The organism is Oceanobacillus jordanicus (assembly GCF_022095695.1).
GTDB lineage: Bacteria > Bacillota > Bacilli > Bacillales > Amphibacillaceae > Oceanobacillus_B > Oceanobacillus_B jordanicus.
On record NZ_JAIFZM010000012.1, the window covers coordinates 76,251 to 99,001 of the forward strand.

General features: G+C 38.0%; 16 protein-coding genes and 1 riboswitch. Of the genes, 14 read left to right on the forward strand and 2 right to left on the reverse strand.

The window, feature by feature from the left end:
• Positions 1-55: 55 nt before the first annotated feature.
• Both K3T81_RS14290 and ddlA read left to right on the forward strand, forming a co-directional pair.
• Positions 56-2,575 (forward strand): YheC/YheD family protein, encoded by a 2,520-nt coding sequence (locus K3T81_RS14290; protein ID WP_238020661.1) that lies wholly within the window; start codon positions 56-58, stop codon positions 2,573-2,575.
• A complete protein-coding gene (ddlA, locus tag K3T81_RS14295; protein ID WP_238020663.1) occupies positions 2,572-3,678 on the forward strand; it encodes a D-alanine--D-alanine ligase in 1,107 nt (368 codons plus the stop codon). The genes K3T81_RS14290 and ddlA overlap by 4 nt, the downstream gene beginning before the upstream one ends.
• A gap of 266 nt (positions 3,679-3,944) precedes the next feature.
• Here ddlA and K3T81_RS14300 read toward each other — a convergent pair whose 3' ends face one another.
• Positions 3,945-5,930, reverse strand: coding sequence for a methyl-accepting chemotaxis protein (locus K3T81_RS14300; protein WP_238020664.1), 1,986 nt, complete (start codon positions 5,928-5,930; stop codon positions 3,945-3,947).
• Between the two features lie 267 nt (positions 5,931-6,197).
• On the opposite strand from K3T81_RS14300, the gene K3T81_RS14305 reads away from it, so the two are divergent.
• Positions 6,198-7,496 carry an NCS2 family permease gene (locus K3T81_RS14305; protein ID WP_238020665.1) on the forward strand — a complete coding sequence of 433 codons (1,299 nt, stop codon included), beginning with the start codon at positions 6,198-6,200 and terminating at the stop codon, positions 7,494-7,496.
• A 305-nt stretch (positions 7,497-7,801) separates the two neighbouring features.
• Here the strand turns inward: K3T81_RS14305 and K3T81_RS14310 are convergent, their stop codons facing one another.
• On the reverse strand, positions 7,802-9,787 hold the full coding sequence (locus tag K3T81_RS14310; protein WP_238020666.1) for a methyl-accepting chemotaxis protein: 1,986 nt from the start codon (positions 9,785-9,787) through the stop codon (positions 7,802-7,804).
• A 254-nt stretch (positions 9,788-10,041) separates the two neighbouring features.
• Positions 10,042-10,126, forward strand: a riboswitch (cyclic di-GMP riboswitch).
• Between the two features lie 158 nt (positions 10,127-10,284).
• Here K3T81_RS14310 and motA point away from each other — a divergent pair.
• From motA to K3T81_RS14365, 11 genes are all read left to right on the forward strand, one after another.
• Positions 10,285-11,082, forward strand: a complete 798-nt coding sequence (gene motA, locus K3T81_RS14315; RefSeq protein ID WP_238020667.1) for a flagellar motor stator protein MotA — start codon at positions 10,285-10,287, stop codon at positions 11,080-11,082.
• A complete protein-coding gene (motB, locus tag K3T81_RS14320) occupies positions 11,075-11,845 on the forward strand; it encodes a flagellar motor protein MotB (protein ID WP_238020673.1) in 771 nt (256 codons plus the stop codon). The genes motA and motB overlap by 8 nt, the downstream gene beginning before the upstream one ends.
• 17 nt (positions 11,846-11,862) lie before the next feature.
• Entirely contained in the window at positions 11,863-12,327 is a 465-nt protein-coding gene (locus K3T81_RS14325; RefSeq protein ID WP_106897405.1) for a chemotaxis protein CheX, read from the forward strand.
• A 33-nt stretch (positions 12,328-12,360) separates the two neighbouring features.
• Positions 12,361-14,346 carry a chemotaxis protein CheA gene (locus tag K3T81_RS14330; protein ID WP_238020675.1) on the forward strand — a complete coding sequence of 662 codons (1,986 nt, stop codon included), beginning with the start codon at positions 12,361-12,363 and terminating at the stop codon, positions 14,344-14,346.
• A gap of 13 nt (positions 14,347-14,359) precedes the next feature.
• Positions 14,360-14,818, forward strand: coding sequence for a chemotaxis protein CheW (locus K3T81_RS14335; RefSeq protein WP_238020676.1), 459 nt, complete (start codon positions 14,360-14,362; stop codon positions 14,816-14,818).
• Positions 14,819-14,841: 23 nt separating this feature from the next.
• Complete coding sequence (locus K3T81_RS14340) at positions 14,842-15,198, forward strand: response regulator (protein ID WP_106897402.1); 357 nt, start codon at positions 14,842-14,844, stop codon at positions 15,196-15,198.
• A gap of 186 nt (positions 15,199-15,384) precedes the next feature.
• Positions 15,385-17,094 carry a methyl-accepting chemotaxis protein gene (locus K3T81_RS14345; protein ID WP_238020677.1) on the forward strand — a complete coding sequence of 570 codons (1,710 nt, stop codon included), beginning with the start codon at positions 15,385-15,387 and terminating at the stop codon, positions 17,092-17,094.
• Between the two features lie 104 nt (positions 17,095-17,198).
• Positions 17,199-17,834 carry a response regulator transcription factor gene (locus tag K3T81_RS14350; protein WP_238020679.1) on the forward strand — a complete coding sequence of 212 codons (636 nt, stop codon included), beginning with the start codon at positions 17,199-17,201 and terminating at the stop codon, positions 17,832-17,834.
• Positions 17,835-17,947: 113 nt separating this feature from the next.
• On the forward strand, positions 17,948-19,642 hold the full coding sequence (locus K3T81_RS14355; protein ID WP_106897399.1) for a methyl-accepting chemotaxis protein: 1,695 nt from the start codon (positions 17,948-17,950) through the stop codon (positions 19,640-19,642).
• A gap of 319 nt (positions 19,643-19,961) precedes the next feature.
• Positions 19,962-21,980 carry a lipoteichoic acid synthase gene (gene ltaS / locus K3T81_RS14360; protein ID WP_238020680.1) on the forward strand — a complete coding sequence of 673 codons (2,019 nt, stop codon included), beginning with the start codon at positions 19,962-19,964 and terminating at the stop codon, positions 21,978-21,980.
• Positions 21,981-22,324: 344 nt separating this feature from the next.
• The gene (locus K3T81_RS14365) at positions 22,325-22,420 is read left to right on the forward strand and encodes a putative holin-like toxin (protein ID WP_081779381.1); all 96 of its coding nucleotides are present in this window, start codon (positions 22,325-22,327) and stop codon (positions 22,418-22,420) included.
• The last annotated feature ends 331 nt before the right edge of the window (positions 22,421-22,751 follow it).

Below are 22,751 nucleotides of genomic sequence, written 5' to 3' on the forward strand. Positions count from 1 at the left end.
AGTATTAGCAAATGAACCATTTTACTTGTAATTTATAAACAAAGGAAGTGTCAACATGGAAAAGTTAAATGATAAGAAAAACTTTCAAATAATAAATATTATCTCTACTCTAATAGAGGCAACAGATCATTTTTCTAAACTTATTAAGCAAAATGAATTAAATCAAAGTATACATATGTTTAGTTCGATTGTTGAAGGGGTTTCTACTATCGAAAAAGCGTTAAATGCTAATCAATTGTCTAAAGAAAGTAAAATGGAAAAGGATAAGATTGAACACTCTTTATTATTAATTGCTCAAGCATTAGAAAAACGGCAAATGATAAAGGTTTCAGAGATTATTCAGTTTTCACTTGCACCGCAGCTGAAAAGGTTGGAAAAAATATATGAGGTAGAACTGCCAGTTCTATCCCAGGGTAAAATTGTCGTAGGAGTTTATTACGGCGCAATGAGCCCAAGACAAGTCTATCCAAAAGAAAGAATAGATGCGTTAGTGGAAGAAGCTACAAATCAACAAGTGCAAGTTGTATTTTTCTGTTTAAGTGACGTAAACATAGAAGAGAAACTAATTCATGGCGAAATTTATAAAAATGGTAATTGGATACGGGAATCCGTTGAATATCCACATTCTATTTATAATGTAGACATGGTTTCTAGAGGAAGACAAACACCAATTGAAAGAAAATTAAGAAGTGAAATTCCTTTTACGAACTTTGGACTTGGAAACAAATTTCTTTTGCCAAAAAGATTGGTTAAATACAAAAGGTTTGCAGAATTACTTGTACCTTTTAAAGGTATTACGAAAGAGGATGTAGTATATGACTTTTTAAATGATAAAAGTAAAGCTGTTATTAAACCCATTCACGGGAGCCAAGGTAGAGATATTTACTTTATTGAAAAAAAAAGGAATCATTTCTCAATTTTAGAAGGAAAAAAAGAAAGAATCCTAGGACAACAAAAGTTTAGTGATTGGGTTCAGCATACGTTACTACAGAAAAACAGGAAATATATTATTCAAAACTATATAGAATCCCGTACCCATGAAAGTGAACCTTTCGATATACGAGCCCATGTTCAAAAGAATTATGAAGGTAAATGGACATTAACGAACATATACCCGCGTGTGGGGAATAAAAAGAGTATACTTAGTAACATTAGTCGCGGGGGGAGAACCGAAAGTTTAGATACCTTTTTAAAAACTGAATTTGAAAGTAAAGGAGAACAGTATAGTAAGGATTTAAAAGAGCTAGCTTTAGATCTAACCCATCATTTAGATAAACTATTTGGATTTGCTTTAAGTGATTTAGGGATTGACTTAACAATTGATCAATCAGGGCGTTTTTGGATGCATGAGGTAAATAATGGACCCCAAACGAAATATCATGAGAAAGATTGGGCAAAAAATATAATAGGGTATGCAAAATATGTAGCTGAGAATGGAATTTACTCTACGAATGAATTTCAAAATGGAAGAAAGCTTAAAGACCAATTTAATTCAAAAGCTTCAAAATTAGCGGTAGCAAATTTAAGTAAGAATAAAGTAGCAATTGGTATGCTAACACCACAAGGTGAAGATGATAAATTAGCAACTGCTTGTGCATACGTAGCAAATTATGAGGGTTCAAATTTTTACTATTTTAGCCCGAAAGATGTTGATTATGATACAGGCTTAATTAGAGGCTATTTTTATGAGAATAAGGAATGGACTCCTAAAATAGTACCCTATCCTGATGTTATCTATGACCGATTAAGATTACGTGGAACGGGATATTATAATGAAATATATGGAGAGTTTGAAGGTATACCTATTACTAATGAATTTTATGGAAATTCAATTAGTAAACTAGAAGTCTACGATAAACTTCAAGAGACAGGTGAACTTAACGAAGTAATTATTCCATATCAAAAAGTAACACGGACAAAAGATATATTAGATTTTATTGCACGTTATGAAGCTGTAATCGTTAAACCAGAAGTTGGATCTTTTGCGCGTGGTGTGCACTTAATCGAAAAACAAGATTCAGGCCAATATTTAGTAGCAGAAAAAGACAATAAACAGGTATACAGTGAATTAGCTTTAGCAAAATTTTTACGAAAAATACTTGAAGAAGGTAGTTTTCTTGTACAAAAATACATTGAAACAAGAACAAAGGAAGGGAATCCATTTGATATACGAGTCCATATGATGAAAAACGGCAAGAATAATTGGGACTTCGTAACAATATATCCTCGTATAGGATTAAACTATGCCACCATTATGTCGATGAATAGTGGTGGTTATACAGGGAAATTAGTGGGTTTTCTAAAAAGAAATTTTCCTAATAATCGTATCGAAAAAATCGAAGAGTCCATTAAGGATGCTGCGTTAAATGTAACGAATACATTCTCTTCTCTTTATGAAGAAAACTTTAATGAAATAGCATTTGATTTTGCACTAGACAAAAATGCAATACCATATTTAATTGAAGTAAATATCAATAAACCTGGTATTACAGTATTTGAATTTGATTTGGCACGTTATGCTATTCCAAATGCAATCCACATAGCAAAACAACATGAAGGGATGTCCATAAATTGAAAAAGATAAATGTAGGGATAATTTATGGTGGTAAATCCGTTGAGCATGAAGTTTCATTACAATCCGCTAATAGTATTGTTAAAGCTATCAATAGAGATAAATTTGAACCCATCTTAATAGGGGTTGATAAAAAGGGGAAATGGCATCTTAATAATGAAGCTTCTTATTTATTTAATCCAGAAAACATAGAACAAGTAGAATTAAATAAATCAAAAGATCATGTTGCCATCCTACCAGGTGAAATGAAAAACCAGTTAATATTGACTAAATATGGTAGTCCTTTAAAGCAACTTGATGTCATATTTCCAGTTGTTCATGGAACTTTAGGAGAAGATGGAAGTATTCAAGGGTTATTAAAAATTGCGAATCTACCGTATGTTGGCTCTGACGTGTTGGGGTCGGCAATATGTATGGATAAAGATATTGCTAAGCGTTTAATGCAAGGAGTTGGCATCAATGTTGCAAAATGGCAGTCTTTCACTATCTCTCAACGGGATAAAATACATTATGAAGAATTAGCCACGTATTTAGGCAGATCAATGTTTATAAAACCTGCAAATTTAGGGTCATCAGTCGGTGTGAGTAATGTCTCGACAAAAGAAGAATTTGAAAATGCAATAAATATGGTGTTTGAATATGACCATAAAATAATTATCGAAGAGACAATTATTGGTAGGGAAATTAATTTTGCATTACTGGGGAATGAGAATCCACTAGTTTCTCTCCCAGGTGAAGTTCTAATAAACAACGGATTATACTCTTACAAATCAAAATACATGAATGAAGATGATACCAAATTTGGAATACCAGCAAAATTAAATGAGAGTAAAATTGATGAAATGCAACGTGTAGCCTTAAAAGCTTTTGAGACACTACAATGCGAAGGTCTTGCTCGTGTAGATTTTTTCTTGACAGACGATGGTTGTTTTTATGTTAATGAAGTGAACACATTGCCTTCCTTTGCAAAGACTAGTATTTATCCAAGATTATGGGAAGCTAGCGGTCTCGATTACTCAGATTTAATCAACCATTTAATAAATCTAGCAATTAAACGATATAATCGACAACAAAAATTTAAAAGTACTTTATTACCTAGCATATAGAAGAGATGTTACAAAGGCACTGTTTATTTTATTTCACAAGCATGATATCTACCGAGATGGAACACTTCCATTACTCGGCCCTACATAAGCCACCAAGTTTTTCGACGATTGTCGCAAGAGAATAATTGTTTAGTATACTGTTTTTTATAGGAACAATGGTTTTAGCTGAGTGTCAAATTTAAAAAAGTTAGATAAAAAACACCCCAAAAAGTTAGATCTAATTCTAACCTTTGGGGTTAATTAATGTTGTTCTATAGTCTTACCTTTTACAACTTAAACTGCTCCACAACCTCCTGCAATTCCTCCGCCATAATGGAGAGGGAATTAGCTGAATCGGTAATTTCCTCCATGGATGCTAGCTGTTCCTCTGTTGAAGCAGAAACGTTTTGTGCTGCTCCAGAAGTTGTTTCAGAAATACCTGCAAGACTATCAAATGTTTCTACAAATTGGTCTGTGCCTGAAGAGATTTCTTGAATTTTTGAAGCAACCTGTTGGATCTGTGTCGTTACTGTATTTACAAATGATGTAATATCATTAAAGGACTGACCAGCTTCGCTAACCACTTCAATTCCTCGATCTACTTCGGTAGTACCGGTTTCCATCGCCTTCACTGCGTCGACGGATTCGCTCTGTATAGATTGAATCATATTCTTAATCTGCTCGGATGATTGAGACGATTGCTCTGCAAGCTTACGAACTTCATCTGCTACAACAGCAAAGCCTTTCCCGTGTTCCCCAGCTCTTGCCGCTTCGATAGCCGCATTCAAGGCTAATAGATTGGTTTGCTCTGCAATATTCGTGATAACATCCACGATTTCCCCAATTTCTCTCGTTTTATTACCAAGACCTTTAATGTTTCCTGAAAGTTCATGGACCGTTTTCTTAATGAACTCCATTTGGCCAACCGTTGTCTTAATTGCTTTGTTACCCGCATCGACGACTGTTGTAGCATCTGCAGCAGTTGAGGAAACCTCATTGGAACTGGTTGCAATTTGTTGAATAGATGATGACATTTCCTGCGCCATTCTGGAGCTGGAATCTATGCTGCTAGATTGACTTTCCACGCCGGAAGCTACATCTTGAATAGAATTCGTAATTTGTTCTGTAGCTACTGTGTTCTGTTGCGAACTTGCATTTAACTCCTCAGAAGATGCTGCAAGGTTGTTCGCTTTATCTCTTACTTGTACAATTACTTCATTTAAATGCTTTCTCATGCGATTGAAGGCTTGTGCCAATTGGCCAATCTCATCATTACTATCATTTGTCACAGAAACAGTTAAATCACCCTTGCTCATTTTATTAGCAACTTCTACAAGGTTATTAACTGGTCTAGTGATAGAACGAATAATTAATAGTACGATTGCAATCCCGATAGCAAGTGCGCCAGCAATTACAAATAGTGTTGTGTGTAGAATAGGCGCCACAGCATCATCTACTTCACTTTGATACATACTACCAGCTATCTTCCAGCCGGCCGACTCATTTGTCGTGAAGGCGAGTTTTTTCTTGTCCCCTTCAAACTTATAATCAAACGTACCTTTGTCTGTTACATAAAGATCTTTTATAAAAGATTCAGTTGCTTCGGACCCAGCTTCATTACTAGGATGAGTAATATAATGGCTGCTACCGTCTAATAAGAATACATATCCCTCTTTACCAATATTAATTTGGTCTACCATCGCTGCCAAGTTTCCCAAGTTTAAATCTACACCAATAACACCTTGGCCATCTTCAGTCGTTTGGGCAATCGTTACAACCACATCCTGTGTTGAGTTAGATACGTAAGGCTCTGTAATAACTATTTCACTTTGGTTTTCCATAGCCTGTTGATACCAAGGTCGTTCGCGTGGGTCATAATCCTCTGATTGTTCAATGGACTCAGGAGCGGTTAGAAAGTCGCCTTCGCTTGTACCTACATAGGTTTGATCAATATCGGCTTTAGAATCATGGTTTCTGTTCAGCAAAGTTTGTATTTCTTCCGTGCTACCATTTATTATGGTTTCCGCAGAAATAGCATTAGATAGAAAGTCTACATTTTCCATCTGTGCCTGAAGAAGCTGATTAATCGTATGGTCTACCAGCTCTACACTTTCCCGTGCAGTTTCCATCATTCGATTATCTGTATTATCTTTAGCACTCATATAAGAAGTATAGGCAATAATGCAGCTGGGAACTAACAGTACCAGTAAAAAGGACAAGAGTAGCTTGTTCTTTAAGTTGAACGTGAATTTTTTAGTTTTTAATTTTTTCATGTGTAATAACACCACTCTCTTAGTTGATTTAGGAATGTACATTCTCCAGTTATATCGACAGAAAAAATGGTTTATAAAGAAAATATAGTAAATTAATTGTTGGGAATAAATGGGCAAAACTTTGAAATAGCCTCCTGCTCTCATTTGGGCGAATGTCCTAAATTATATTTTTCCATATCCACTAAATTATTAATGGTTACTTTGGCATGCTGGGACGAAGCCAAAGTTTTTTTATACAGAAGTAGCATATAGGAGATACTACACATCATGAGAAACTTTTTTGGATTTACAGAGAGAAATACATCATATAAACAGGAAATTTTAGCCGGTCTAACAACCTTTCTTTCAGTTTCGTATATTTTAGTCGTAAACCCACTTATACTTAGCCAAGCAGGGATGGACAGAGGGGCTGTGTTTACAGCTACTGCACTAACTGCGATCATTGGGACTTTACTTATTGGGTTGCTTGCTAATTATCCGATCGCAATTGCGCCTAGTATGGGACTGAATTCATTCTTTACGTTCTCTGTAGTTATTGGAATGGGAATTGAATGGCAAGTAGCTTTGACTGGGGTTTTTATTGCGGGAATTATTTTTATGATTTTAAGCTTAATGAAAATCAGGGAAAAAATCATTAATACGATACCGGAGGACTTAAAACATGCAATTGCTGCTGGGATTGGTTTTTTCATTGCGTTTATTGGGTTTAAAAATGCAGGAATTATTGTTGCGAATCCAGATACGTTTGTTTCGATTGGTGATTTAACATTACCTGGAACAGCATTAGCTATCATTGGTCTCCTTACAACAATTATTATGCTCGTTCGTGGAATGAATGGGGCAATATTTTATGGGATGGCAATTACAACAATTATTGGAATGCTTATTGGCTTTATTAAGATTCCATCTTCGATTATCGGTACGATTCCGAGTCTTGAACCAACGTTTGGTGCTGTGTTTATGAATCTCGATGCTATTTTTACACCAGAGGTATTAGCCGTTATTTTTACCTTTTTATTTGTTGCTTTTTTTGATACAGCGGGCGCGTTAATCGCACTTACGAGCCAAGCGGGAATCATGAAAAACAATAAGATTCCGAAGATAGGAAGAGCATTGCTAGCGGATTCTTCAGCTGCGTCAATCGGAGCGATATTAGGAACTTCCACACCTGCCACGAGTGTAGAATCATCCTCAGGAATTGCGGTTGGGGGAAGAACTGGATTTACCTCGATCATCACTGCGCTTTGCTTTGCGATTGCATTATTCTTTTCACCAATTCTTGCTGTCATAACAACAGAAGTCACTGCTCCTGCGTTAATTGTTGTTGGGGCATTAATGGCAATGGATATTCGGAATGTTAATTGGAGTAAAATAGAAGTAGTAATTCCAGCATTTTTGACTATTATTATGATGCCACTAACTTCCAGTGTGGCCATGGGACTTGCTTTTGGGTTTATCCTTTATCCCTTAGCATTATTAGCCCAAAAGCGTTATAGAGAAATCAATCCTATTATGTATGTCATTTGCCTGTTATTTATTTTATATTTTATCTTTATTGCAGAGTGATTCATTAAGAAGTACTCCAAAATTGGAAGTGAATGTATATGACATGGATTCGCGGAAACCTCTCCTTTTTATACTATTAAATTGGATGGGAAAAGAGACTGCGAAGAGTTCAAGTAAGCGGTTAGGGAAATACAATCGGTTCGCATAACAGATAAAGACGAAGATCAAATAATAATTAAAATCTTTCGCCGTTAGTTCGTTCAGAACGTAGAGGCTGGGACAAAAATACAGCAATTAAAAAGAGTGGTACTTTCACCCATAGGTTGGGAAGTACCACTCTTTTATTATTCTATAGTCTTCTATAACTACAACTTAAACTGCTCCACAACTTCCTGCAATTCCTCCGCCATAACCGACAGAGAATTAGCAGAATCGGTAATTTCCTCCATGGATGCTAGCTGTTCCTCTGTAGAAGCAGAAACGTTTTGTGCTGCTCCAGATGTTGTTTCCGAAATACCTGCAAGACTATCAAATGTTTCAACAAATTGGTCTGTACCTGAAGAAATTTCTTGAATTTTTGAAGCAACTTGCTGAATCTGGGTCGTTACTGTGTTTACAAATGATGTAATATCATTAAAGGACTGCCCAGCTTCGCTAACCACTTCAATTCCTCGATCTACTTCCGTAGTACCGGTTTCCATCGCTTTGACAGCATCGATGGATTCACTCTGAATAGATTGGATCATATTCTTAATCTGCTCGGATGATTGAGATGATTGCTCAGCAAGCTTACGAACTTCATCTGCTACAACGGCAAAACCCTTCCCATGTTCGCCAGCTCTTGCCGCTTCAATAGCAGCATTCAAGGCTAATAGATTGGTTTGCTCTGCGATGTTCGTGATCACATCCACGATCTCGCCAATCTCTCTTGTTTTATTACCAAGACCTTTAATATTTCCAGAAAGTTCATGGACCGTTTTCTTAATAAATTCCATTTGTCCAACCGTTGTCTTAATTGCTTTATTCCCAGCTTCAATAACAACGTTTGCATCTTCTGCTGTGGAAGAAACCTCATTAGAACTTGTTGCAATCTGCTGAATGGAGGAAGACATGTTCTTCGCCATCATGGAGCTAGAGTCAATACTACTAGATTGACTTTCCACACCAGATGCTACATCTTGAATAGAATTTGTAATCTGTTCTGTGGCTACCGTGTTTTGTTGTGAACTTGCGTTTAGTTCCTCAGAAGATGCGGCAAGGTTGTTTGCTTTGTCACGTACTTGGACAATAACTCCATTCAAATGCTTTCTCATTCGATTAAATGCTTGTGCCAATTGGCCAATTTCATCTTTGCTATGATTTTCAACCTCTGCAGTTAAATCGCCCTTACTCATTTTGTCAGCAACTTCAACCAAATTATTAACTGGGCGAGTGATAGAACGGATGATTAATAGCACAACTGCAATTCCAATGACAAGTGCAATGGCAATAACAATGATCGTTTTTTGATAAATTGGAGCTACAGCATCCTCTACTTCACTTTGAAGCATAGATCCAGCTATCTTCCATCCGGAAGTAGTATTTGTAGTGAAGGCAAGTTTTTTCTCCTCCCCATCATATCCATAATCAAATTTACCAGTAACTGAAGCATAAAGATCTTCCATAAATGGAGCCGTTTCTTCAGAACCTGCCTCATTAGTTGGATGGCTGATATAATTACCGTTTTGATCTAGTAAAAACACATAACCTTCTTCGCCAATTTTTATTTCATTAATCATGGCTGATAAGCGATCAAGCTGCAAGTTGGCTCCAATAACGCCTTGTCCATCAGCGGTTGTTTTAGCAATTGTTACGACAATCACATCGGTAGAACTAGATAAATAAGGCTCTGTTATAACAACTTCTCCTTGATTTTCCATAGCTAATTGATACCAAGGGCGTTCACGAGGGTCATAATCTGGCTTAACTTGAATAGAGTCTGGTGCTACAAGGAAATCTCCTTCCTCCGTTCCCACATAGGTTTGTTCAAGATCCGCCTTGGAATCTTGAGAGCTACTAAGGATTGCTTCAAGTTCTTCCGTGTTACCTTCTATAATGGATTCTGCTGAAATAGCATTAGATAGAAAATCGACGTTTTCCATTTGTGCTTGAAGGAGTTGATTAATTGTTGAGTCTACCATCTGCACACTTTCTTGTGCTGTATCTAACATTCTACTATCTGTATTACTTTTTGCGCTCATGTAAGACGTATAGGCAATAATGCAACTTGGAACTAACAGTACTAGCAAAAAGGATAGGAGTAACTTATTCTTTAAGCTAAACTTCATTTTATTAAATTTGAATTTTTTCATGCGTAATAACACCACTCTCTTTGATGATTTATTTTGAAATGTACATTCTCAAGTTATATCGACAGAAAAAACGAATTATGTAGAAAAATGTAGAATATTATTTTGGTTAAAGCGGGTTGGACACCAGGAAATCACACTCTGCAAAACAGTTGGGGGATTGTTCCAAATTTTATTTTTTACATTATCCCTAAATTATTTTTAAAATGAGACGATATAAAAGCATAGGTATTTTTAACTAATGGGACAAAATCCAATTCTAGAAAAGGCAAACTGCTTGAAAGAGTAGGACGCAAAGCAAAGGGTCTAAGGTTCTCAAGCTACGATCGCCTGGCTGCCAAAAAGATAATCAATTATTCTTTTTTGGCTATTCTACTTTTAAGGGATAGCGTTTTTAATAAGGCTGAAAAAGGTTGAACGAATATTAAAGATCCTCCTCACCTTAACGAAACCTACTAGTTAATTTTACAACTGACAACGAGATAAAGGAGACATGTGTAATGGATAAAACGTCTGTCATTGGCGTCATACTAGGTGTGATTGCAGTCGGTGTAGGGATGGTATTAAAAGGTGTAGGCGTTGCAGCATTAATAAATCCAGCTGCCATTCTGATCATTCTTGTGGGAACAGCGGCCTCTGTTGTTATTGCATTTCCAATGAGCACTGTGAAGAAAATACCCTCCCTGTTTAAAATTATCTTCTCTGAAGAAAAACAGGAAAACACACAAGAACTAATCATGACGTTTACAGAGTGGGCTGATCAAACAAGAAAAGAAGGACTACTTTCATTAGAAAGGCAAGTAGAAGAAACAGAGGATCCTTTTTTATCTTCAGGCTTACAACTTGCGATTGATGGTCAACCAGCAGAGTTTATACGTGAAGTGATGCTGGAAAAGGTAGACGCGATGGAATCAAGACACCAGGAAGGCGCAGCCGTTTTTTCTCAGGCAGGAACGTATGCCCCGACCCTTGGCGTACTTGGAGCCGTAATTGGTTTAATTGCAGCCCTAAGTGATATGAATGACATCGAAGCATTAGGTCATGCGATTTCCGCAGCATTTATTGCCACGCTACTCGGTATTTTTACAGGTTACGTGCTATGGCATCCATTTGCCAATAAGCTAAAGGAAAAGTCAAAAAAAGAAGTGCAACGTAAAGAAGTGATCGTAGAAGGAATTCTCTCTATTACAAATGGTGATTCTGCGATGATGGTAAGGGATAAACTTGGGTCTTACCTGTCTACAAAAGAATTAAAAGCGTTAAGACAAAGTCAGGAACAGGACGAAGCTAATGAGTAGAAAGAAAAAACATAGTGAAAACCATATTGATGAATCCTGGCTCTTACCATATTCCGATTTACTTACCTTACTTGTAGCACTCTTCATTGTCTTATTCGCCATGAGTGAAATTGATTCGGAAAAGTATAACCAGCTTTCCACTGTGTTCCAGGAAGAATTCTCAGGTGGGGCTAGTTTTATGGAAGAAAGCAATGCACCGAATGAATCAACTGTTGATATTCCTGAAGACGAAGAAGAGCAAGAGAAACAAGAAGAGCCCAAACAGGTAAGCAAAGAGGATGAAGAGCTTGAAGAATTGGAGACAATCCAAGAGCACATTAATAACTATATCAAAGAAGAAGATCTTGAAGAGGTGTTTGATACACAGCTCACTGATGAAGGATTATTGCTTACAATTTTGAATGATATTTCTTTTGACTCGGGTAGTGCAGAGGTTAAAGAAAGAGGGCAGCGTCTTGCGAAGGATGTTTCAGAACTTCTCTATACAGACCCGCCACATCAAATAGTTGTAAGTGGGCATGCGGACGATCGCCCTGTTTATAACGCAGAATTTGCTTCAAACTGGGAGCTTAGTGTCATGCGGGCGATTAATTTTATGGGGCTGATCCTAGAGAACGATCAGCTTGACCCAGGCAAATTTAGTGCTAAGGGCTACGGGGAACACCAACCAATTGTGCCAAACAACTCGGAAGCAAACCGGGCAAAAAATAGGCGAGTAGAAGTACTCATTCTACCTAATTACGATATAACGACAAATGAATAATAAGGGGAGATAGCAAGATGACAACAACAGCCAATCAACAGAGCAAAGTTATAACACATTTACTTAATGGCACAAATACTACCATGAAATCCATTATCCCAGTAGCTCAAAACGTTTCAAAACCACAACTACTAACAGAGCCGCCAATTGTAGAGTATGGTGTGCTAATAGGGATAACAGGCGACATCAGAGGAAAAATCATGCTCTCAGGTGATCCCGCTGTCTTTAGTGGAATTGGCGGTGTCATGTTTGGAATGGCTGTGGAGGGAGAGATGCTTGTCTCTTTTAGTGGAGAGCTGGGGAATATGATAGCCGGTGGAATTGCGACCATTATCGTGAATGAAGGGCTGACAACCGATATTACAGCACCAACAGTATTACAGGGATCTACAAAGATTTCTGGTTACAAAAAAGCAATACAATTAACAGCAGGATTTGAAAATCTTGGTGAATTAGATGTCATGTTCTTATTAGATAGCTAGTCTATAAGAATACGAAGGTGAAAGGAAGGTTATATGGATACGAATGATTATATCGAAATATTTCTAGATGAAAGTAATGAGCATTTACAGGCAGTCAATGACCAGTTGTTAAAGCTGGAAAAACAGTCTGATGATCTTTCCATTGTGAATGAGATTTTTCGCTCCGCCCACACATTAAAAGGGATGGCAGCCACAATGGGCTACGAAGATATTGCATCCTTAACTCATAATATGGAAAATGTATTAGACAAAATTAGAAACAGCTCGCTACATGTTACGACCGAAGTAATCGACGTTACGTTTGCGGCGGTAGAGGCATTAGAAGAGATGGTCGAATCGATTGCAGGTGGGAACGAAGGAAAGAAAGATGTGAGAGATTTAATTGCTCGCCTAGAAGCAATTGAAAATGGAAAACAGCCAGAAGAAGAGGTTCCGGTCGCTGCAAAAGCTACAACGCAAGAAAACCTGGAGCTTGATGAATATCAATTAACTGTGCTTGACCAGGCGAAGGAGCAAGGCTTTGAAGCCTACCAAATGGAGGTTGCGCTGGACGAAGGGTGTATCTTAAAAGCTGCCCGAGCCTATATGGTAGTGGAAGCGGTCGAACAACATGGTGAAATTATAAAAACATCTCCTCCTGTTGAAGAGCTTGAAGCAGGCGAGGTAGACCGTTTTTCTCTTATCGTGCTAACAAAATCTCCTGCAGCAGAAGTGAAGCAAAGTGTACATAATGTATCGGAAGTAGAATCTGCTGAGATTAGCCCGTATGTCACGGTGAAAGAGGAAGCTGTATTAGCAACAGAAGAAATCGCTGCAACGAAAGAAGAAGCACCCACTGAGGCGAAACAAGAAAGTCATAAAGCCGTTACGTCTAAAACAATTCGGGTGAATCTTGAACGGATTGATGATCTTATGAATCTATTTGAAGAAGTAGTCATTGACAGAAGTAGACTAGAAGATTTGGCGAGTGAAATTAAAAACGAAGCTTTACAAGATACTGTCGAGCATATGTCTAGAGTTTCAGAGGATATGCAAAGCTTAATTCTTACGATGCGCATGGTCCCGGTAGAACAGGTATTTAATCGTTTCCCAAGAATGGTGCGCGGATTGGCCAAGGATCTTAACAAAAACTTAGAACTAGAGATTATTGGGGCAGATACGGAGCTAGACCGTACGGTAATTGATGAAATTGGTGATCCACTTGTTCACTTAATCCGAAATTCGATTGACCATGGTATTGAATCACCAGAGCAGCGTAAAAAAGCAGGCAAAGCGGAAAAAGGAAGCCTAATATTGCGTGCTTTCCATAGTGGGAACCATGTGTTTATAGAAATGGAAGATGATGGAGCTGGAATCAATCGTGAAAAAGTTGCTGCAAAGGCGATTGAAAATGGTGTCTTAACAGAAGCACAACTGGAAAAATTAACAGATCAAGAAGTAAATGAGCTTATCCTCGCTTCTGGCTTTAGTACAGCAGAAACAGTTTCAGATATTTCCGGCCGCGGAGTAGGACTTGATGTGGTCAAAAATAAAATTGAATCGCTTGGTGGAAAGCTATCCATTGAGTCAACACAAGGGAAAGGAAGTAAGTTTTCCATCCAGCTTCCACTAACATTGTCGATTCTATCAACACTGCTAGTTGACGTATCAAAAGAAATCTATGCCATCCCACTTTCTTCTATCATTGAAACATTGATGATTGACGAAAAAGAAATTATGGATGCACACGGACAGAGAGTGATTGATTTCCGGGGAAATATTATCCCGATCGTCTCCTTAAGAAAAGTTTTTAATATAGAAGAAACAGAAACAAATAATTCAACAGACCAGGCTATTGTGGTTGTGAAAAAAGGGAACAAGCTGACAGGTATTCTGGTTGACTCTTTCATCGGTCAGAAAGAAGTCGTACTTAAGGCGCTTGGAGCTTACTTGAAGGATGTCTTTGCCATCTCAGGTGCCACAATTTTAGGTGACGGGCGTGTGGCATTAATTCTTGATCCTAATGCATTAGTGAAATAAGGGGGGACAAATTGTGAAAGACGTAAGAAAATTTATTGTGTTTACATTAAAGAACCAATCATACGGAGTGGATGTCAGTCAGGTACATTCCATTGAACGTCTACAAAAAGTAACAGAGGTACCAAGAACGGCTTCTTTCATTAAAGGAGTCATCTATTTGCGAGGAAACACAATTCCCGTTATTGATTTAAGAGAACGGTTATGGATTGGGCAGACGGATACAACAGACGAAAGCCGCTTTCTGATTGTAGAGATAAAAGGGATGCAGGTTGGGTTGCTTGTGGATGCTGCTAATGAGGTCTTGGATATCGGAGCAGAGGCAATTGAACCACCACCAGAAATGATTGCTGGAGTGGAGGCAAGATATTTAGAAGGTGTTGCTAAATTAAAGGATGAGCTGCTTATCCTTTTGGATTTAGAACATATTTTGGATATGGAAGAAGTACAGGAAGTAAAACAAGCGATCAATTAATTTTATTTTGGAGGGTTTCAATCATGGCAAGAATTTTAGTAACAGATGATGCTGCATTTATGCGTATGCAATTAAAGGATATCGTAACAAAACTTGGACATGAGGTTGTTGGCGAAGCGGAGAATGGCCAAGTTGCAGTAGATATGTATCAAGAAGTAAAACCAGATCTTGTGACGATGGATATTACGATGCCTGAGATGAATGGTGTAGAAGCATTAAAAGAAATTAAAAAGCTGGATGCAGATGCAAAAGTTATTATGTGCTCAGCGATGGGGCAGCAAGGAATGGTTGTAGAAGCAATTCAAGCTGGGGCAAAGGATTTTATCGTCAAGCCTTTTACAGCGGACAGAATTAACGAGGCATTATCAAAAGCACTATAAAGTGAAGCTTCAATTAGTGGGGCGGTTTCATCCTTCCTCCACTGATTGTTAGTTGAACGAATCGGGGTGTTAACGTCCGCTTACTCCAACTAAAACATCACGATTTCACCACATGTTTTGAAGTGGGAGTCTTATGGACGGTTGCACCGGGATAAACTCAAGCTACATAGGGAAGGAACTAGGGGAATGCGGAAAAAGCTTACGTTACGAAATGTGAAGATCGGTTGGAAATACGGCTTTACCATTATACTTGTGTTTATTCTCATTGCTGCATCTACAGCCTATGTTTCTAAGTTGCTAGCTGACATTGGAGACAATGTTAGAAACGTGGATATGCGGGGAAATCAAGCAGTAGATATTACGGAAATGAGCGCGATTACGAAAGAGAAAGGTGTTCCTATTTCAACCTACATGTATAATCAAAGCATGTTATCCGTGGAAGAATATGAGACTTACACGAAACAATTTAATGAGCTGGCTGAAAAGATTCGTGAGAGAATAAATACTGCTGAACAAAAAGAACTATTTGAACAAATCGTTAGTAAGGATCAAGAGATGAACGAACTTTTCATGAATGAAGTGGTCCCTGTGGCGAACAAGGGAGACACATCAAATGCAGCTTCCCTCGTTTCGGAGGCAAAGATCCTTCGTTCAAGTATTGTTTTTCAACTTGATGAGTTACGGGAAGTAATGAATGAAGAACGCTTCGAATCTACAAGAGAAACAAAAGATTTGCAAGAACTTACCTTAATCATTCAACTGGCAACGATGATTGGTAGCATTGTTATTGGTGGGGTTCTCGTTTTCGTGATTAGTAGAAGTGTATCACGTAACTTAGGCCGTGTGGTTTCTATTAGTAATCAAATTGCTGACGGCAATCTGGCTGTCGAACCAATGGATTATAAAGGCAAAGATGAGATAGGCAAACTGTCGACAGCTATTAATGGAATGACAGAACATTTGCGAAATGTCATTCATCAGGTAGCAACCGTTTCCCAAACTGTTACCAGTCATAGTGAAGAGCTGACACAGTCTGCAAATGAAGTAAAAGCGGGAAGTGAACAGGTAGCAGAAACGATGCAGGAGTTAGCAAGTGGTACGGAAACACAAGCTAATAGTGCAAGTGATTTGGCGGAAGTAATTAGTTCTTTCACCACCAAAGTGCATCAGGCTAATGACAAAGGGGCACTTGTCCAGCAAGCATCCAATGAAGTAATGGTCATGACCAATGAGGGAAGCACGTTAATGGAAAATTCCACGGCACAAATGGTAGCCATAGATCGCATCGTAAAAGAGTCTGTACAGAAGATGAAAGGACTAGATACCCAATCCAAGGAGATTTCGAAGTTGGTATCGGTCATTAGAGACATTGCAGAACAAACCAACCTGCTTGCATTAAATGCAGCGATTGAAGCAGCACGAGCTGGGGAGCAAGGAAAAGGATTTGCCGTTGTCGCTGATGAAGTTAGAAAATTAGCTGAACAAGTATCAGTTTCGGTAACAGATATCACTGGAATCGTTACGGGGATCCAGACAGAGTCGAATAGTGTCGCCCAATCCTTGGAAACTGGCTATGCAGAAGTAGAAAAAGGTACGAAACAACTGAGAACGACTGGAGAAACATTCCAGGGCATTCAGCTATTCGTAAACGAAATGACCAATAGTGTGAAACAAATTTCCGAAAATCTCTCGGAAATGGCCACGAGCAGTGAAGAGATGAATCGTTCCATAGAAGATATGGCAGCTATTTCGGAAGAATCAGCAGCAGGGGTTGAACAAACCTCTGCCTCATCACAGCAAACGAGCAGTTCCATGGAAGAAATAGCAGGAAGCTCCGAGCAGCTTGCAAAGCTGGCAACAGAGTTAAACGTACTAGTTGGAAAATTTAAGTTATAAGTATATAATAGGGATAATAGGCAACAAAGGGAGTCGAACAATCGACTCCCTTTTTGCATGCGCAAAAACAGCTAGGACATAATAATCATAAAGGAGTAAAATAGATGAAGAAAGTCACGGTTATTTCAAGATCTGAAATGATGGACAACATTTGTAGAATACTAAGCGAAAGTATCAACTATTACAACATAGAATTCTACAACATATTGAAGCATGGGCAAATCTCTAAGCAAACACTGGATACAGACTTAGTCATTATTGAGTTAGGCCGAGACACAAATTTAGAAGAGATTCTTTCTGGTCTGAGCAAGTCTACGACACTTATTGCGCTTTTAATTAAAAAAATTAATGTAGAAGATTTAAAAAAATTATTTCTGATGGGTTTTGATGGCTACTTTCATGGTCGCATGGAATTAATCGAAATAAAATTAGCAATTGAATCTATTTTTGAAGGTGGTCAGTATGTTCATCCACAACTGTGTCCCGTGCTCATGAATGATTATATACATAAGAATACTGTAAAAGAACAGAAGCCAACTGGCATTTTAAGTGAACAAGAGTGGAAGATACTTGAAGGCATTACAAAAGGAAAGAAAAATTCCGAGATAGCCCAGGAATTATACCTTTCTTCATATACTGTGAATAATCATGTTAGCGCCATTCTAAGGAAGTTAAATGTTGCAGACCGGACAAGCGCTGCCCTCAAAGCCGTAAAGCATAATTGGCTAACCATCCCATAATTAATTTAATATTGTTGCTTTTCTTAGAGTCCTAAATACTTCTCGCTTCATGTCGATATACCAAGTAGGAAGAATTGTACTACTAGGATATTAACATTGAAGAGGTGGAATAGATGAAGAAGAGGTTTGGCTTCAAACGAATTAAAGGAAAAATACTATTCGGTTTCGGAATTGTCATTTTTTTGGTTGTTCTGTTATCAGGGTACAATGCCTATACCGTATATAGTACAAATAAAGATATGGAAGAATTGACAGATTACCATTTGGAACTGTTAATTACCCAAGAGAAAATTACACTTGATATGCAAAACAGAACGTCTTTATTACGTGGTTATTTGTTATACGGTGATTCTAATTTAAAGGAACAATTTAATGAAGGCATTGATGAATCGATTGCCTTGGAAAACAAATTACTGGAATTAAATGACACAGATGAAATTCAAACCCTTATGGAGAAAAAAATTGAATGGGGTACATTTACAGATGAAGTTATTGCTGAATATGAGAATGGGAATGAAGATAGAGCACTGGAAATCATGTCCTTGTTTGTTCAACCATTAGAGGGAGAGATCACGCGAGCATTTCAGGAAATGGCAGCAGCTAGCGAGCAAGAGATCCAAGAGCTCGGAAAACAGATTGTAGATAGCGGTCATACCAACTTGATAGTCACCTCTGTTATTGCTTTGCTCGTAATCCTCGCTGGTGTTACAACAGCCCTTGTAACTTCAAGTAAAATTACAAAACCGATTGTGACAGTGATGCAACGTATGAAAGAGGTTGCTTCAGGAAATCTTCGTCACGAGGATCTTTCCATCACCACAAAGGATGAAATCAGCGAGCTCGTGTCTGCAACAAATACGATGACTACTAATACGCGACAGTTGATTATGAAAATAGGTGAGGTATCTGGTACGGTGTCCAATCAAAGCGAGGAGCTTACCCAGTCAGCTAACGAAGTAAAAGCAGGCTCTGAGCAAGTTGCCATTACGATGGAAGAATTAGCTCATGGTACAGAAGAGCAAGCAACCAATGCAAGTAGCTTATCTTCGGTCATGTCCACTTTTACTAAGAGCATACAGGAAACGAATGAAAGCGGAGAAAACATTCAAGCAACTTCCACTAACGTACTTGCTAAGACGAATGAGGGAGCAAGTTTGATGAGTGAATCCAGAGAACAAATGTTGAAAATTGACGAGATTGTCCGGGACGCAGTGGTGAAAGTCCAAGGATTAGACCAGCATACACAGCATATCAGTCAACTTGTATCGGTAATCCAGGATATTGCGGAACAAACGAATTTACTTGCATTAAATGCTGCAATTGAAGCAGCCAGAGCAGGGGAAAGTGGCAAAGGCTTTTCGGTTGTTGCTGATGAAGTAAGGAAGCTTGCTGAAGAAGTAGCAAAATCAGTATCCGGTATTACAGAGTTTGTAAAAAATATCCAAACTGAAACGCGAGCTATTTCTGTTTCATTAAACGACAGCTATCAAGAAGTAGAACAAGGGACAGAAAAAATACAATCTACATCGGAAACCTTTACAGAGATAAATCGGTCTGTCACTACGATGGCGGATAGTATAAACGCTATTTCTGCCAACTTAGCAGATTTGGCAGGAAAAAGTAGTAAGATGAATCATTCTGTTGAAGAAATTGCGGCCATCGCCGAGGAATCTGCCGCCGGTGTGGAAGAGACTTCCGCCTCAACTGAACAAACGAGTAGCGCAATGGAAGAAGTAGCAAACAGTTCCAAACAGCTGGCAAACTCAGCAGAAGAGTTAAATAGCCTCGTTGCCAGATTTAAAGTTTAATAAGGACAGAGTTTAAGAAATATGGGTTTAACTTCTTTCACAGAATGGTATAATAACGTTAAAAGGTACGAAACGAATGAAAAAGGGGACAGGAGTGCTTGTCCCTTTTTTTATTTTATTTTTGCAGTATTTTGTACCATAGGTAAATTGTTCTAATTTATGAGCTGAGTTAGCCTGGGGAGCCACGCTATATATGTGACCAAGCCCTACAGTAGGATATACCCAGTTCAAAATAACTTTGACCAAAGGTAATAAGTAGGGTATAATAAAAAATCGTTGTAATGTTAATTAAATGTAAAGAAAATAAGAGGTGAAGAAAGTGAAGAAATTAATATCTACGAAGATGGGATTCTTCGCTATTGCTGTTGTCTTACTCTGGTTAAAAACGTATATAATCTATTCTACTGAATTTAGTCTTGGTGTTAGTGGAGCCATGCAACAGTTTCTATTATTCTTTAATCCACTAAGCTCTGCTCTAATATTTTTAGGGCTTGCCTTATTCGCTAAAGGAAGAAAAGCGGGATTGTTTATTATCCTGATTGATGCGATCATGACATTTATTCTTTATGCAAATGTTGTTTTCTATCGTTTCAATAGTGATTTTATTACGATTCCTACATTAATGCAGACTGATAACTTTGGTAGCATTGGTGGAAGTATTGCAGATTTAGTTCAAGTACAAGATTTGTTTTATGCATTAGATCTTGTATTGCTGATTGTTTTGTTTATTACAATGAAATCAAACTGGTCTGTTACAAGAATGAAAATTCGCAAACCGCTAACAGTTATCGTAGCAGGTGTGATTGCCTTTTCTGTTAACCTTGGTTTAGCCGAAGCGGATCGTCCGCAATTGTTGGAGCGGACATTTGACCGTAACTATGTCGTAAAATATTTAGGTGCATATAACTTCACCATTTATGATGCGATTCAAAGTGCTAAAACATCTACACGCCGTGTGCTAGCGGATAGTGATGATATTACACAAGTGGAAAACTATACGAAGTACAAGTATGCTGCACCAAACGAAGAATACTTTGGTAAAGGTGAAGGTAAAAACATTATTAAGATTCACTTAGAATCCTTCCAGTCCTTTTTGATAGATTACGAGTTACATGGGGAAGAAGTAACCCCATTTCTAAATTCACTCGTACATGACGAAAGTAAAAACTTTACGTATTTTGATAACTTCTTCCATCAAACAGAACAAGGTAAAACTGCTGATTCTGAGCTAACGATGGATACCTCCCTTTATGGACTGCCACAAGGGGCTGCATTTGTAACGAAGGGAACAAATACGTACCAAGCATTACCTGCTATTTTAGATCAAGAGCTTGGTTACACAAGTTCTGTCTTCCATGGTGACGGAAAGTCTTTCTGGAACCGTGACGAAGTATACAAGCATTTAGGCATTGATGAATTCTATCATGCTGACTTTTTCGATATGAGTGAGGATAATGTAATTAATTATGGCTTGAAGGATAAACCATTCTTTGATGAATCTATGCCATATTTGGAAAACATGGATCAGCCATTCTACGCGCACATGATGACATTGACACACCACCATCCTTATTTAATAGATGAAGAGGATGCTAGCATCGCTCCTGCAGAAACGGGCGATGGTTCAGTGGACCGTTATTTCCAAACTGCGCGTTATCTTGATGAATCGTTGGAGCAATTCTTCAATGATCTAAAAGAAAAAGGGCTCTATGAAGATTCTATAATCATGATTTATGGAGACCATTACGGAATTTCTGATAATCATAACCGTGCAATGGAAGAAATTACGGGTGAAGAAATTACACCATTAAAAAATGCGGAACTTCAACGGACACCATTCTTTATTAAAGTTCCTGGTGTTGAAGGACAAGGGACGAACCACTCTTATGGTGGTCAAGTAGATGTTATGCCAACAATGCTTCATTTAATGGGCGTTGATGCGAAAGACTATATCCAATTTGGTACCGACTTGTTCTCAGAGGAGCATGAAGAAGTTGTTCCATTCAGAAACGGTGACTTTATGACACCAGAATACAGCTCTGTGAATGATGTTTTCTATGACAATGAAACAAAAGAAGTAATTGAAAACCCTACTGAAGAAATGGAAAAACAAAAAGAAGAGGTTCTGAAAGAGCTTGAACTGTCAGATGAAGTCTTATACGGTGATCTATTAAGATTCTATACACCAAATGAATCGTGGAATCCTGTTGATTCTTCCGACTATTTCTACGGAACACCGGAAGAGGAAGGCATCGTTAAATCATCTGATTCCGAAGAGATTAAACAACCAGAAGACATTCAGGATATGGAACCAGCTACAACGGATGAAACGGAATAAACACGAATCAAAAAGGACACTGATTTGAAATCAGTGTCCTTTTTTTGATCCTTATAAATGGAGACAAGCGCAGATTTTCTATTAAATCACAAAATTTATATCGTTAACTCCTTCCATTTGCATTACAAGGAATTAATTTTGTAGCATATAATATCGTAAACAAGCAGTCAAAGCTTGTTTTATAGCCACATTTTTAGAGGAAAGATATCCTATGAAATAAATAGAACATTTGTTCCTGTTTTGGGGTATTTTTCGCTCTGTGCGTGGTATACTAGTAACTAGATAACGTTCTTTATCAGTAGTGATCGGCAAAGCCCTTTTTCTGACGAAGGGGGGGATGCCATTTGGATATTTATCAAGTATTTATGGTAATGCTCTCGTTTGGGACGTTTATTATAGCGCTCCTGACTCTGATCATTCGTATGATCAACAAAAAATAGACCTCCCCATTAACCTAAAAAGTGATGGTTGGGGAAGGCCTATTAACTAGGAAGCCGATCCTCTGAGAGAACCGCTTATCACCTGACCACAGTTGCAGCTGTGGTCTTTTTTTCGAACGAAAGCAATCGTCCAAAAGACTTATTTACACACTGTACAGCCATATTAGTATATGCTGATTTATACAAATATTATACCATAATCATAGCGACATCCAAGGAAAATAGCCTGTTGGGAAAATTGGTCAACCAAGGGTTATTGCTAATGACTGCAAGGAGAAGTTTCATCAAAAAGCACAGACCAGTTTAAGTTGTTACTTAATTGTAAAATAAT

Bases quoted from the DNA above. Each gene is read 5' to 3' on its own strand.
- K3T81_RS14290 (WP_238020661.1), top strand. From the start codon at position 56: ATGGAAAAGTTAAATGATAAGAAAAACTTTCAAATAATAAATATTATC.
- K3T81_RS14300 (WP_238020664.1), bottom strand. From the start codon at position 5,930: ATGAAAAAATTAAAAACTAAAAAATTCACGTTCAACTTAAAGAACAAG.
- K3T81_RS14305 (WP_238020665.1), top strand. From the start codon at position 6,198: ATGAGAAACTTTTTTGGATTTACAGAGAGAAATACATCATATAAACAG.
- K3T81_RS14310 (WP_238020666.1), bottom strand. From the start codon at position 9,787: ATGAAAAAATTCAAATTTAATAAAATGAAGTTTAGCTTAAAGAATAAG.
- motA (WP_238020667.1), top strand. From the start codon at position 10,285: ATGGATAAAACGTCTGTCATTGGCGTCATACTAGGTGTGATTGCAGTC.
- motB (WP_238020673.1), top strand. From the start codon at position 11,075: ATGAGTAGAAAGAAAAAACATAGTGAAAACCATATTGATGAATCCTGG.
- K3T81_RS14325 (WP_106897405.1), top strand. From the start codon at position 11,863: ATGACAACAACAGCCAATCAACAGAGCAAAGTTATAACACATTTACTT.
- K3T81_RS14330 (WP_238020675.1), top strand. From the start codon at position 12,361: ATGGATACGAATGATTATATCGAAATATTTCTAGATGAAAGTAATGAG.
- K3T81_RS14340 (WP_106897402.1), top strand. From the start codon at position 14,842: ATGGCAAGAATTTTAGTAACAGATGATGCTGCATTTATGCGTATGCAA.
- K3T81_RS14345 (WP_238020677.1), top strand. From the start codon at position 15,385: ATGCGGAAAAAGCTTACGTTACGAAATGTGAAGATCGGTTGGAAATAC.
- K3T81_RS14350 (WP_238020679.1), top strand. From the start codon at position 17,199: ATGAAGAAAGTCACGGTTATTTCAAGATCTGAAATGATGGACAACATT.
- K3T81_RS14355 (WP_106897399.1), top strand. From the start codon at position 17,948: ATGAAGAAGAGGTTTGGCTTCAAACGAATTAAAGGAAAAATACTATTC.